Origin of the sequence: Hymenobacter sp. DG01 (assembly GCF_006352025.1) — a bacterium.
In the GTDB taxonomy this organism is placed as follows: domain Bacteria; phylum Bacteroidota; class Bacteroidia; order Cytophagales; family Hymenobacteraceae; genus Hymenobacter.
Genome location: NZ_CP040936.1, coordinates 4,650,028 through 4,663,129, shown reverse-complemented (window position 1 = coordinate 4,663,129; position 13,102 = coordinate 4,650,028). Strand labels below are relative to the sequence as shown.

General features: G+C 61.3%; 11 protein-coding genes. 5 read left to right on the top strand and 6 right to left on the bottom strand.

Annotated features, from left to right (window positions below; genetic code table 11):
• The first annotated feature begins 60 nt into the window (after positions 1–60).
• The 3 genes from FGZ14_RS19905 (at position 61) to FGZ14_RS19895 (ending at position 2,507) form a co-directional block, all read left to right on the top strand.
• On the top strand, positions 61–855 hold the full coding sequence (locus tag FGZ14_RS19905; protein ID WP_139925898.1) for a class I SAM-dependent methyltransferase: 795 nt from the start codon (positions 61–63) through the stop codon (positions 853–855).
• Between the two features lie 66 nt (positions 856–921).
• A complete protein-coding gene (locus FGZ14_RS19900; RefSeq protein WP_139925897.1) occupies positions 922–1,800 on the top strand; it encodes a UbiA family prenyltransferase in 879 nt (292 codons plus the stop codon).
• 68 nt (positions 1,801–1,868) lie between these two features.
• Entirely contained in the window at positions 1,869–2,507 is a 639-nt protein-coding gene (locus FGZ14_RS19895; protein WP_139925896.1) for a hypothetical protein, read from the top strand.
• A 59-nt stretch (positions 2,508–2,566) separates the two neighbouring features.
• Here FGZ14_RS19895 and FGZ14_RS19890 read toward each other — a convergent pair whose 3' ends face one another.
• A complete protein-coding gene (locus FGZ14_RS19890; RefSeq protein WP_139925895.1) occupies positions 2,567–3,223 on the bottom strand; it encodes a DsbA family protein in 657 nt (218 codons plus the stop codon).
• Between the two features lie 183 nt (positions 3,224–3,406).
• Here FGZ14_RS19890 and FGZ14_RS19885 point away from each other — a divergent pair, with 183 nt between their 5' ends.
• Positions 3,407–4,660 carry a T9SS type A sorting domain-containing protein gene (locus FGZ14_RS19885; RefSeq protein ID WP_139925894.1) on the top strand — a complete coding sequence of 418 codons (1,254 nt, stop codon included), beginning with the start codon at positions 3,407–3,409 and terminating at the stop codon, positions 4,658–4,660.
• Positions 4,661–4,744: 84 nt separating this feature from the next.
• On the opposite strand, the gene rho is transcribed toward FGZ14_RS19885, so the two are convergent.
• A complete protein-coding gene (gene rho, locus FGZ14_RS19880) occupies positions 4,745–6,967 on the bottom strand; it encodes a transcription termination factor Rho (RefSeq protein WP_139925893.1) in 2,223 nt (740 codons plus the stop codon).
• 500 nt (positions 6,968–7,467) lie between these two features.
• Between rho and serS the strand changes: the two genes are divergently transcribed.
• Positions 7,468–8,742: a serine--tRNA ligase gene (gene serS, locus FGZ14_RS19875; protein ID WP_139925892.1), complete on the top strand. Its 1,275-nt coding sequence runs from the start codon at positions 7,468–7,470 to the stop codon at positions 8,740–8,742.
• Positions 8,743–8,813: 71 nt separating this feature from the next.
• Here serS and FGZ14_RS19870 read toward each other — a convergent pair whose 3' ends face one another.
• The 4 genes from FGZ14_RS19870 to FGZ14_RS19855 form a co-directional block, all read right to left on the bottom strand.
• Positions 8,814–9,080, bottom strand: coding sequence for a UBP-type zinc finger domain-containing protein (locus FGZ14_RS19870; protein WP_139925891.1), 267 nt, complete (start codon positions 9,078–9,080; stop codon positions 8,814–8,816).
• A 46-nt stretch (positions 9,081–9,126) separates the two neighbouring features.
• Complete coding sequence (locus tag FGZ14_RS19865; RefSeq protein ID WP_139925890.1) at positions 9,127–9,576, bottom strand: OsmC family protein; 450 nt, start codon at positions 9,574–9,576, stop codon at positions 9,127–9,129.
• A 337-nt stretch (positions 9,577–9,913) separates the two neighbouring features.
• Positions 9,914–10,978 carry a glycosyltransferase family 9 protein gene (locus tag FGZ14_RS19860; RefSeq protein WP_139925889.1) on the bottom strand — a complete coding sequence of 355 codons (1,065 nt, stop codon included), beginning with the start codon at positions 10,976–10,978 and terminating at the stop codon, positions 9,914–9,916.
• Between the two features lie 203 nt (positions 10,979–11,181).
• Complete coding sequence (locus tag FGZ14_RS19855; protein WP_139925888.1) at positions 11,182–12,936, bottom strand: helix-hairpin-helix domain-containing protein; 1,755 nt, start codon at positions 12,934–12,936, stop codon at positions 11,182–11,184.
• Positions 12,937–13,102: the final 166 nt, after the last annotated feature.

The following is a 13,102-nucleotide window of genomic DNA, read 5'->3' as shown; positions in this document are numbered from 1 at the left end:
CGGCGGGTGCCACCCGGGCCGGGCACGGCCATCTTCGGCTGCTTCGCGTAGGGTACTCCCATGAAGCTGCGCCTCCAGTTGTTTGAGTTCGAAGATTTGCCCTGGTTTCCGTCGGTCATTCGGGCGGGCATGATGGATTACCTGCGGTTTATGATTTCGGCCCTGGGCACTTACCAGCCCATTGTGCCGCTGCTGCAGGGCGCCCTGCGCGAAACCCGGCAGGCTCATCTGCTGGAACTGGGCGCCGGTGCCGGGGGTGGCACGGCCGGAGTGCTGCGCCGCCTACAGGCCACCGGCTTGGCCGAAGCCCGCGTTACACTCACCGACCTCTACCCCCAGCCGGCCGCCTGGCAATTGCTGCAGGCCCACACGCCCGGCCTGGGCTTCGAGGCCGCCGCCGTGGATGCCACCGCCGTGCCGGCTTCCCTCACGGGATTCCGCGCCATTTTTTCGGCGTTCCATCATTTTCCGCCCGCCGCCGCCGAGGCTATTCTGGCCGACGCGGTACGGCAGCGGGCCGGTATCGGGGTGTTTGAGGGGGCCGGCAAGCACTGGGCCGAGCTGCTGCTGGCCTGCACCGTGCTGCCCGTGGCACAGCTCCTGATTACGCCCTTTATCCGGCCCTTCCGATTTAGCCGGCTTTTTTTCACTTACATTCTCCCCCTGATTCCGCTGTTTACCATCTGGGACGGCTGCGTTTCTATTCTGCGGCTCTACCCCCCCGAGCAGCTGCTGGCCCTGGCCCGCCGCGCCGATCCGGAGGGCACGTTCCGGTGGCAGGCGGGGGTAGTACGGCACTGGTGGGGGCCGGAGGTTACGTATCTGCTGGGAGTGCCCCACGAAACTGAGAGGTAAGCCGTAGCTTGCGCCCCAGGCCATTTCCGGCGGCCTGAGCTGTCTGCCTGTTCCCCTCCCTGTGCTATGCCTCTTGCTGCCTACCGCCGCGCGCTGCCGCTGCTGCGCATCCCGTTTTCGGTGTACCTGATGCCCGTGTTCTGGTTTGGCCTGAGCGCTCTGCGTCTGCCTTTCAGTGGGTGGCGGGCCGCGGTGGTGTTCGGGGTGCTGCATTTGCTGGCTTACCCCGCCTCCAACGGCTACAACAGCTACTACGACCGGGACGAAGGCAGCATTGGCGGGCTGCGCCAGCCGCCCAAAGTGTCGCGGGAGCTGCTGCACATGGTCTGGCTTTTCGATGCGCTGGCAGTAGTAGGGGCCGGGCTGCTGAGCCTGGCCTTTGGGACCCTGGTAGCCGTGTATCTGCTGGTTTCCAAGGCCTACAGCTACGAGGGCATCCGACTCAAGAAATACCCGTTGCTGAGCACGGCCGTGGTAGTCGTGTTTCAGGGCGCTTACACCTTTCTGATGACGCAGGTGGGGGTAGGCGCCGGCCACGCTGAGCTGCTGGCCCCCGACAACCTGCTGCTGGCCTTGGTCAGCAGCCTGTTTCTGTGCGGCTCCTACCCCCTGACCCAGGTGTATCAGCACGCCGAAGACGGCCGCCGCGGCGACCGGACCCTGAGTTTGCGCCTGGGCATCCGGGGAACGTTTGTATTTGCGGGGGCGGCGCTGGCAACGGGTGCGGCTGTGCTGGTGGCCGCGTACTGGTGGCGCCAGGAGCCTACCCACGCTCTTATCTTTCTACTTGCCACCGGCCCGGTAGTGGTCTTGTTTTTGCAATGGGCCCGGGCAGTGTGGCAAAATGAATCGGCCGCCGATTTCGACCGCACCATGCGCATGAACCAGGTTTCCTCCTTGTGTTTGAGCGCCGCCTTTCTGCTGATGCTGCTTTGGCAGCAGTAGCGGCTTAGGCAGCAACCAGCAACGGTTCAGCTTGCGTATAGTAGCTCACATTTATTTGTTGTTTCCCGATGCGCGCCCTGCTGCTTTCCCCTCTGCTTTTGCTGGCTCTGGCCTGCTCTTCCCCCGGCCCCGAATCAGGGGGTACTGCCCCTGACCCAGCCAACCCCGATTCGGCCGCGGCTACCGCTGCCCCCGAGCCCCTGGATACGGCGCGACCAGCCGCCGTGGATGCTACGGCCGACACCCTGCTGACGGCCCGCAGCCGCCACCTGTTTTCCTCGCCCGGCTCCCCGGATGTATTCTCCTTAGTGCTGCGCGGGGCCTCGGTGCTTACCGGAGAGGCTACGTTTACCATTACTACGGCGGCGGGCCAGGTTATTTTCCGGGAAGTGCTGTCGGCACCCGATCTGGAAGCGGCTATGGTGTACGATATGGCGGGCCCCACCGCCACCCAAGCCGAGCGGGAAGCCTACGTGCGCCGCCGCGTCCGGGAATTCTTTGCTGATAAAAACTTCCGGCGCCCCGCCGTAGCTTCAGCTGCTACCTTTCCAGCCGCAACCGAAGCCCCTACCGGCACCGACCGCGCCGCCTGGGACGATTTGCGCCGCCGCCCCGAAACCGTAGCCTTTCAGTACCTGGTGGGGAAAGAAGACCGCCATACCATTGCCTGGTCGCCATTGCGGAAGCAGGTAGTGCGGCTCCCCTAACCCACAAAAAAGGCGAAACGCAACCGTTTCGCCTTTTTTGTGGCTGCTCAGGCTTGGTGTTACTGCTCCCCTGCCTGACGAAGGGCCTCCGTAATATCGGCGCTGAGTGTTTCAAACGGGGCAAAGCCACGGGCCAGCACGTACCCCTGGCTCCCGATCCGCAGGATTAGGGTAGGAAAGCCCTGCACTCCAATTTTTCCGACGGCAGCAAACTCCAGCTGCGTCCCCCGGATGGTATCGGGGCGCGTGAGCTGCTGGCGGAACTCGGTAGGGTCAAGGCCGTAAGCGGCAGCCAAGGGCTTGTAGGTGGCCAGATTATTTAAATCGGCTCCATCCCGGAAATATGCCTGCTGTACTGCGTGGGCAAATTCGGCGGTGTGCTCCTGGCGCAACTGTCGGAAGGCATGAATGGCCCGGCTCGGCGGCTCGGAATTCTGAAGGTAGCTGCCCTGCTCGCCTTGGGCCCGAAATGCCGCGCCAAACTGCACGCCCGTAACTTTTTCTACCTGCGCCAGGGCCCCGGCCAGGTAAGGCCAGTCCTCGCCAATGGGCCCTACCTGCTCCCCGGTTATCATACCCCCACAGAGCACCGACACCTCCAGGCGGCCGGCAAAGGCTTGTTGCACCTGCTGCACTACCGGGCTCGTGCCGTAGCACCACGCGCAGAGGGGGTCCGAGATATAAAGAAGCTCGGGAAGATCATGCTGCTGTTCCATAGTCTGCAAAGAACCGGCGTTCTGAGCGGAGGCGCAACTGTGCGCCGCTCAAGGCCTGATCTTTCTTGATGAGCCGGCCAGCCAATACCGCACGCACACCTAGTCTGCAGGCCATCAACCTAAGAAATCACACTATTTTATGATCATATCGATAATATTTTGCATATTATTACTAAAGGTTCATTGCTTTTACTTTCTGTGCCGATGGATATGCTGGGGTGGATTTCTCGATTCAAGGACAAAGTGTGGTACTGTGCGGCGTGTGGGGTTATTGCTCTTGCCAGTGTACCCAACGAGGCGTGGGCCCAATACACGTATGCGCAATCCTTTGATGCTGGCCCCAATCAGCTTTCCTACACGGTTGTGAATACCAACGGGGGTAGCGGGCAGCCCTACAGCGGCCTTGCATCAGCCTTGGTTGGCGGGCTTACGGCTACCCCGGGCACTACAGTTGGGGTAGGGGGTTCGGCAGCTTTCGGGATTATCAACCTGAATGTGGTGAGCGGCACCGCTCAGACTACCCAGCTCGATATTCCCCTGCTCTTTCAGCAGTCTGGCGGAAGCGTCATCAGCTTTCAATTGGCGGCGCACGGGTTAGGGCCGGGGCTGGGACTTACGGCCCAAGGCTCGGTAGTACTAAGCCTCAGCACCGACGGTGGGAGCAGTTACCAGCCTGCGGTTACCATAACCGGCGCCCGAGGAGCCGCCTGGGACTATGCGGCTACCGGCATTGCGGCCACTACGCTGGGTACGCCTATCAGCCGTATTGTTACCACGAGTTCGGAAGCCGTCAGCACTATCAGGGTCACTATTGCGCAGGAAAACCTGACTAACATCCGGGCACGGATTATATTGAATGCCAATGCCCTCTCGGCCCTGTTTATAGACAACATAACCGTAACCAGCTCACGCCCTCTGCCCGTGCATCTCATCCGCTTCTCGGCGGAGCGCCGCAGCCAACAGATCCTGCTGACCTGGGCCACCGCCATGGAGCAGGACAACGCTTACTTTGAGGTGCAGCGCAGCCCCGATGGCAAAACGTTTGGGGCTATCGGGCAGGTGAGGGGTAGCGCCACTACGGCCAAGGGTGCCATTTATTCCTTTACCGACCTTTCCCCGCTGGGGACTCCGGCTTACTACCGGCTTCGGCAAGTGGACCACGATGGTTCCGCAACGTACTCATTGGTAGTGCCTGTGGCTGGGCCGCCGGAAGCCGAGGTGGCGCTTTTCCCCAATCCCAGCACCGGCACCATTATTCTGCCCTATGCCCGCGGCCCAGTGAAGTATCGGCTGTACGCCGCTACCGGCAAAACACTCATGGCGGGCGAGGCAAGCAGTGGCGCTACCCTTTCGGTGCAGCGGGTGCCCGCCGGCATTTATTTCATGGAGCTTGTCATAGGGGGCAGGCGCAGCGTGCAACGCCTGGTCCGGAAGTGAGGCTACCCCTACGCCAAATGTAAAGGCCCGTTCTGCACTTGCAGAACGGGCCTTTACGTTGGAAAATAAGAAACTCTATGCAGGTTACCCGTTCATAGCCATCAGGAACTCCTCGTTGTCGCGGGTGCCTTTCATGCGGTCCTTCAGGAACTCCATTGCTTCGGAGGCCGTCATGTCCGACATAAACTTGCGTAGCACCCAGATGCGGTTCAGCTCGTCCTTGCTCATGAGCAGGTCTTCGCGGCGGGTACCAGAGGCGGGCACGTCGATGGCCGGGAAAATACGCTTGTTGGCCAGCTTGCGGTCCAGTTGCAGCTCCATGTTGCCGGTGCCTTTGAATTCCTCAAAAATCACCTCGTCCATCTTCGAGCCGGTTTCAATGAGGGCCGTAGCAATGATGGTCAGGGAGCCGCCATCTTCCACGTTACGGGCTGCCCCGAAGAAACGCTTGGGCTTGTGCAAGGCGTTGGCATCTACACCACCCGAGAGGATTTTGCCCGAAGCTGGCTGCACCGTGTTGTAAGCACGGGCCAAACGGGTAATGGAGTCAAGCAGAATCACCACGTCGTGGCCGCACTCCACGAGGCGCTTGGCCTTTTCCATGGCAATGGTGGCAATTTTTACGTGGCGGTCAGCCGTTTCATCGAAGGTGGAGCTCAGCACCTCGGCTTTTACCGAGCGGGCCATGTCCGTTACTTCCTCCGGGCGTTCATCGATGAGCAGAATCATCAGGTACACCTCAGGGTGGTTTTCCGAAATGGCGTTGGCAATTTCCTGGAGCAGCACCGTTTTACCGGTTTTGGGCTGGGCTACAATCAGGCCGCGCTGGCCTTTGCCAATGGGCGCGAACAAGTCCAGAATCCGGGTGCTGTACTGGGCCGACTTGGTAGTCAGCTTCAGGCGCTCTTCAGCAAACAGCGGGGTCAGGTTATTGAACGGAATACGGTCGCGGGCTTCCTCCACGGAGCGCCCGTTGATGCCTTCCACTCCCACCAAGGCGAAATACTTCTCTCCGTCGCGGGGCGGGCGGATGGTGCACTTCACGGTGTCGCCGGCTTTCAGGCCGAACTGCTTGACCTGCTGCGGCGACACATAAATATCGTCGGGCGAAGCCAGGTAGTTATAGAAGGGGCTGCGCAGGAATCCATAGCCGCCATCGGGCATCATTTCCAGCGTGCCTTCGCCCGGAATTACGATGTCCATTTCCTGGCGGGCGGGGCGCTGTTCAGGGCGGGGCTGCTCGGCTACACCGGCGGCCTGGCGTTGCTCCTGGCGCTGCTGGCGCTGGAGTTCCCGGGCGGCGTAGCGTTCCTCGCGGCGCTGCTCGCGCTGCTCACGGGCATCGGGGCGGCCACCCTCGCGCAGGTTACGGGGCTGATCCAGGGAACGACCGTCGCGGGCGGCTCCATCAGAGCGGAAGTCAGCGCGGGGCGCATCGTTGCGCAGCTCCCGTTCCCGGGTCTGCTCAGCGCGGCCGTTGCTTTCGGGCCGGGCGGCCCCATCGGAGCGGAAATCGGCGCGAGGAGCATCGTTACGGGCTTCACGCGGGGCATCGTTGCGGTACTCACGGCCCTCCCGGAAAATGCGGGGCTGATCGGCCCGGCCCTCGCGGGCGGGAGCCGGAGCCTCGGCAGGGCGCGCTTCACGACCAGCCGGAGCATCCTGCGGGGCAACCGCTGGTTCCAGGATTTCAGCGGCAGGCGCCTCCGCTACCGCCGTAGCAGCTTCGGGGCTGGCTGGGGCCTCACTGGCAGCCGGGGCCACAATGGGCCGACCAGCGCGGTCGGTGCGGGTGCGCCGCTCGGGGCGCTGGTAAAGCTTCACGGGCCGGTCGGGACCAGCATCCACTTCTGCCGCGGCTACCGGAGCCACTTCCGGGACGGGCACTACCTCTGGGGCAGCGGGAGCAACAGGGGCGGGCTCCGGGGCGGCCACGGCAGCCTCGGTAACGGGTGCATCGGGGGCAGCTTCCGCGGGAGCGGCGGCAGCCTTGCCGCGGGCGGCAGGCTCACGGCGCGGGGCGGCCGTACGCGGGGCACGGGCGGCGCGGGCAGGCGCAGCTTTAGCGGCAGGCGCTTCCGCAGCCGGGGCCTCCGCCGGTGCGGGCGCTTCCGCGGCAGAGCTTGCAGACGCCGCTGATTTCACTTTTTGAGGAAGTTTATCCGGAGGAGTAATAGCCTGCTGATCGAGAATCTTGTAAATCAGATCCTGCTTGCTGAGTTTTTTGAAATTGCCAACATTCAGTTTTTCAGCAATTTCCTTTAGTTCGGACAGCAATCGGTCCTTCAACTCGTCAATAGTGTACATATAAGAAGCTGAGCGAAAAATTCAGGCGGGGCAGCGGAAACCAAAGGAAACCAAACGGGACAGCACAGGGCATTCCGGGCACAACGGACAACCGCAACGCGGGGCCAGACGCGAGAAAGAAGCGAGGGGTAAAACCGTGGGTGGGCCGGGTGGCACAGAATAATGTTGCGGGCCAGACGCAGGAAAAAAGAAACCCTACGCGTCCGGCAGCCAGCGCCGGCTACTACTTGCAATGTTAACGCAATGTGCCGGAACTGCCAAATTACAGCAGAGATTTTGCTGCTCGGTTTCATAACGCAGCTTCGGCCCAAAAGGATACACCCAGCCAGGTAATTACTCTCTAACTTTTCCGGGGCAATTATCATTCCCCAGAGGCCCTAATTCGGGGTGAGCCAGCGGCCGGCCGCTCGGCCCGCAGGCCCTGATTTTTACGGCTGGCTCCTCATCTATTAAATAAGCCGTTTACTTTTGTCTTATTCCATTCTGCGTTTTCTGCTGTTATGCTGCAAGTTTCTGTCCTGAGAGAGCACACCGATGCGGTGCTGGCCGGCCTGGCCAAAAAACATTACAAAACCGCCGAAGCCGATGTGCAGGCTATTCTGGCCCTTGATCAGCGGCGCAAGGATTTACAAACGGCCCACGACTCGGGGCAGGCCGAAGCCAATGACCTGGCCCGCCAGATTGGGGCCCTGATGAAAAGCGGCGACAAAGCCGGGGCCGAAACGCTGAAGCTGCGTACCGCCGAGCTGAAGCAGCAAACCAAAGCTCACGCCGAGGAGCTGAGCCAGGTAGAGGAAGCCCTGCAGCAAACCCTCTATAAGCTGCCCAACCTGCCTCACAGCAGCGTACCCGAAGGCCGCTCGGCCCAGGACAACGAGGTAGTGCGCGAGGTGGGCCAGCAGCCTACACTGCCCGCCAATGCCCAGCCTCACTGGGAGCTGATCAAGAAGTACGACATCATCGACTTCGACCTGGGCGTTAAAATTACCGGGGCGGGTTTCCCGGTGTACAAAAACCAGGGGGCCCGTCTGCAGCGTGCGCTCATCAACTTTTTCCTGGATGAGGCCCGCGACGCCGGCTACACCGAAATTCAGCCGCCGGTGCTTGTAAATGAGGCTTCAGGCTACGGCACGGGCCAGCTGCCCGACAAGGAGGGCCAGATGTACCACGATGCCCAGGACAACCTCTACCTCATCCCAACGGCGGAAGTCCCGATTACCAACCTCTACCGCGACGAGATTGTAGCCACCGAGAAGCTGCCCATCCGCAACGCCGGCTACACGCCCTGCTTCCGCCGCGAGGCTGGCTCCTGGGGTGCCGATGTGCGCGGCCTCAACCGCCTGCACCAGTTCGATAAGGTCGAAATCGTGCAGATTGCCCACCCCGAGCAGAGCTACACCCAGCTGGAGGAAATGCTGGCCCACATTGAAGGCTTGCTCCAGAAGCTGCAGCTTCCCTACCGTGTGCTGCGCCTCTGCGGCGGCGACATGGGCTTTACCTCGGCCCTGACCTATGACCTGGAGGTATGGTCGGCGGCCCAGGGCCGGTGGCTGGAAGTATCGTCGTGCTCGAACTTCGAAACCTACCAGGCCAACCGCCTCAAGCTGCGCTACCGCGCCGAAAACGGCAAAACCCAGCTGCTGCACACGCTCAACGGCTCGGCTCTGGCCCTGCCCCGCATTGTGGCGGCCCTGCTCGAAAACAACCAGCAGGAAGACGGCATCCACCTGCCGGAAGTGCTGCACAGCTACTGCGGCTTCAGCAAGATTGGCTAGCGGTTCTTCCTGATTTAAAGAAAGCCCGTCCAAAGCAATTTGGACGGGCTTTTTTAGTCTTACTGATCTGATCAGTACTCTCCCATTTGACTATCCACATAGCACCAGGCCCATTGTTCGCCGGGTTCGGCAGAAACAACCACGGGGTGCTGAGTGGCCTGAAAGTGATGGGTAGCGTGCTTGTTTTTCGAGGAGTCACAGCAGCCAACATGGCCGCAATCCTGGCATACGCGCAGATGCACCCAGGTATCACCCAAGGCCAGGCACTCAGTACATACTGGGTTAGCCGGTACAGGAACTACAGTTTCAATGGCTTGTAAGTGCTGGCAGAGAGACATAGGAGTAGCTATTTACCGATATGATAAGCATACGGACGCCAAGTTGCTACCCCACCACGGTGGTTACAACGCGCAGGGCGCCGCTGGTCAAGGTTTTCTGAACGGGGCACTTCTCGGAAATCAGCTGGAGGCGCTGGCGCTGCTCCGGCGTGAGGGGGCCCAACAGGCAAAGCTCTTTCTGAATTTCTTCCAGCATTTCGCCGGCCTGCTCGCATTTCTCGCAGTCGTGGCGGTGTACGCGCTGGTGGCGCAGGCGCACCTCAATGCCTTCGAGGGGCCAGTGTTTCTGAGAGGCGTAAAGGCGCAGCGTAATGGCCGTGCAAGCTCCCAGGGCCGACAGCAGCAGGTCGTAGGGCGTGGGGCCGCGGTCCTGGCCGCCAACGGCCACGGGCTCATCAATGAGGTAGGTATGGCGGCCGGCCTGAATTTCGGCCAGCAAGGCCTCAGGCCCGACTTTCACCAGAACAGATGGGGTAGCAGTAGTTGCGGTTGGCATTAGCAAGGAAGAAGAATAGCCCGGCTACAGCATACGGCGCGAGGCCGCAGACAGTAACATAAACGGCCTCACTTTATGGGCTCGCCCTACCCCCTACCGCAGTGCAAAGCCTCCCACGCCGGATAATTGGCGCCTGCAACCAGAAACCTTGCCGTGAAATTCTCGTCCACTTCCGGTTGCCTGCCCTAACGCGCCTTTCGCCGGCAAGGAAGCAAAGCAGCCGGTCCGGCCTAAGGGCAAAAAGGCCACGCAGTTTTAGGATTCTGACAGGCCAATCAGCTGGCAAATGGAGTAATGCACCTTCCTGATGCGCTGTGCTGCCCGAAGAAATTGAATTTTACCGGCCGTCGCGGGCGGGTGGCAGGTCGAGGTTGAAGGTGATGTCGCGCATGCAGCGGAAATGGCCCTGCGGGCACTTTTCGTAGCCGATTTTAGAGCACGGCCGGCAGGGCAGCCCCGGCACTTCCAGCACCCGAAATTCCGTGCGGTACGGGTACATGCCAAACTCCGGCACGGTGTTGCCCCACACGCTGAATATCTCTTTCCGGAAGGCCGCTGCAATGTGCATCAGGCCGGTATCGTGGCTGACTACCAGGCGGGCCTGCCGCACCAGCGAGGCCGACTGGTTCAGGTTGAACTTGCCGCAGGCGTTGAAAATAACCGTCTGTGACTCTGCCGGGTCGGCGGGGGTAGGGAAATAGTACGGGCTGGCCGGAATGTGGCCAGGGGCAGGCGGCGAGGCCACCGTTTGGCTGTCAAAAGCCAGCTCGATAACGTGGCCGGTGCTTTCATCTTCGGGGCCGCCGAGCAGCACTACCGGCTGCCGAAGCAGGCCGCACAGCTCAATAATGCGCTCTACAGGCAGACGCTTGGTGGCATGCTGGGCCCCGATGGCAAAGGCCACGTAGCCCCGCTGAAACGCCGGGGGCAGCACGGTAACTACCGCCACCTCATCCCGGGCCGGAATAAAGTAATCCAGCCCCTGCCCGTCGTTTTTCACCCCCAGCGGCGCGGCCGCCTCCAGGTACCGGTCCACGATGTGGACGCGGGGTAGGGTGTCGATTTTAAAGCGCACCAGCAGCCACTTACGCCAATTTAGCTTGTCAAAAGCGGTAGACTTCACCCCGAGCTGAGCTTTGATGAGGGTGGTGCGCAGGTTGTGGTGCAGGTCCACGATGAAATCGAACTTTTCGGCCCGCAGCTCGGCCACCAGCTCCTGCAGGGAGCCACTGAGGCAGTGCACCTTATCGATGTAGGGATTGGGCTCCAGGAAGCTGCGGAAGGCAGGCTTGGTTGCGAAATGCACCTGCGCCCCCGGCACCTGCAGCTTCAGGCACCGCACCACAGGTGTCGTCAGCACAATATCGCCGATGGAAGAAAAGCGCAGAACCAGAATTTTCATGGGGGGGTCAGTGGTAATGAGGTGATGAGGTGAATGGTGACAGGTAAGAGGAACGTCATGCTGAGCGGAGTCGAAGCATCTCGCATGCTGACTCTGCCAAACCAACTCTAACGATGCGGGCGAGATGCTGCGCCTTCGCTCAGCATGACGGGTTATCAACCACCTGTCACCATTCACTTGTCACCCCATCACCTCTTCCCTACTCATCCAAACAGTGAATCCTTGAACTCCAGCGGCGCCTTGATGCCGGCTTTGCGCTGGGCGAAATACGCGGCCACTTCCTCCGCCGACTTCGTATTGAAGGTCATTTCCTTGGTCAGGCCGCCTTTACGGCCCATCAGCACGCCGTAGCGCATGTCGGCGTAACCGTTGGTGTGGTGGGCATCGGGGTTGATGCTAAGCTGCACGCCCTTATCCAAAGCGTAATGCACCCAGCGCCAATCCAGGTCGAGGCGCCAGGGGTTGGCGTTGATTTCGATGATGACATTGTGCTGGGCGCAGGCATCAATCACGGCCTTGTGGTCGAGGGGGTAGCCTTCGCGGCGCAGCAGCAGGCGGCCCGTGGGGTGGCCCAGCATGGTGGTGTAGGGGTTCTCGATGGCGCGCAGTACGCGGGCGGTGGCTTTGCGCTCATCCATTTTCAGGTTGGAGTGCACCGAGGCCACAATGAAATCGAAGGTTTCGAGTACCGAAGGGGTGTAGTCCAGGGAGCCATCGGACAGAATATCCGACTCGATGCCCTTGAAAATGCGGAAGGGCGCCAGCTCCTGATTCAGCTCATCAATTTCGCGCTGCTGCTGGCGCACGCGCTCCGGCTGCAGGCCGTTGGCGTAGTGTGCCGCCTGCGAATGGTCGCAGATGCCCAGGTACTCGTAGCCCTGGTCGCGCAGGAAGGTGGCCATTTCGCGGAGGCTGTGGCTGCCGTCGGAGTAGGTGCTGTGGTTGTGCAGGGAGCCTCGCAGGTCGGCGTCGGTGAGCAGGGTAGGCAGCTTGTTTTCGCGGGCCAGAGCCAGCTCGCCGAGGCCTTCGCGCAGTTCGGGCTCAACGTACTGCAGGCCGGCGCGCTGGTACAGGTCCTGCTCCGTGGCAAACCGCTCCCGTTTCAACCACTGGCGCAGGGTAGCGGGCTGGCCCGGCCGGGCCTCCTCCGCAATAGTGCCGCTAAGGTGAGGCTCGGCGGCGGAGTGCAGCAGCAGCTGGTTAGTGAAGCTAGCGGGCGTAGCCAGGATAATTTCCACCTTCACGCCGGAGGTAGTAGCCGTGCCGCGCCACGCAAAGGGGCCGCTGCGTTGGGTATCGGGCGTAATGCCTTCCAGCTGATCAAGCAGCTCGTGCACCTGAGCGGGCTGGGTGGTGGCTACTACCAGCAGCACAGTTTCTACGGTTTCGAGGCGGCGGCGCACCTCACCGGCCACGGCGGCCTGCTCCACGCCGGCCACCTCCCGCACCCGGCGGGCCAGGTCTTCGGCCAGCTCCTCGGCCTGAGGGTAAAGCAGCTTGCCCTGGCTTTGGCTGGTAAACTCCAGGGCGGCCAGAATCGAGTCCTGGGTTTTCTTGCCGAAGCCTTTGAGCTTGCTCACCTCGTCGTTTTCGGCGGCCTGGCGTAGCTGCTCGGGGCTTTCGATGCCCAGCTCTTTCCACAGGGCCCGAATTTTTTTGGGCCCGATGCCTTTGATGTTCAGCAGCTCAATAACACCGGGCGGCGTGATGCTCAGTAGGCGCGTCAGTTCCTCAAACGAGCCCGTATCCAGCATTTCGGCCACCTTGGCGGCGGCGGTTTTGCTTAGGCCGGTGCGGTCCGGGAGGCCGTGGCGCTCAATATCGGCTACGGGCACGCTCAGCTGCTCCAGGGCATTGACAGTGCCCTCGTAGGCCCGGATTTTAAACGGATTTTCCTCGTGCAGTTCCAGAAGTTGAGCCGTGAGGCGGAAGGCTCGGATAAGGGCGCGGTTGTCCATGGCGGGCAAAGGTAACTTGTGGGAGAGGCTTTCGGATGCGTGGGGCCAAAACAGGTTCCCCGCCCCCGATTTTACTACCTTGGGGGCAAAAGACAGGTCCCCAATAGCCTTCTTCTGGTACGCAAGCCGTAGGTAAATGGCTGTTTGCGCTTTTCAACTTCCTCCT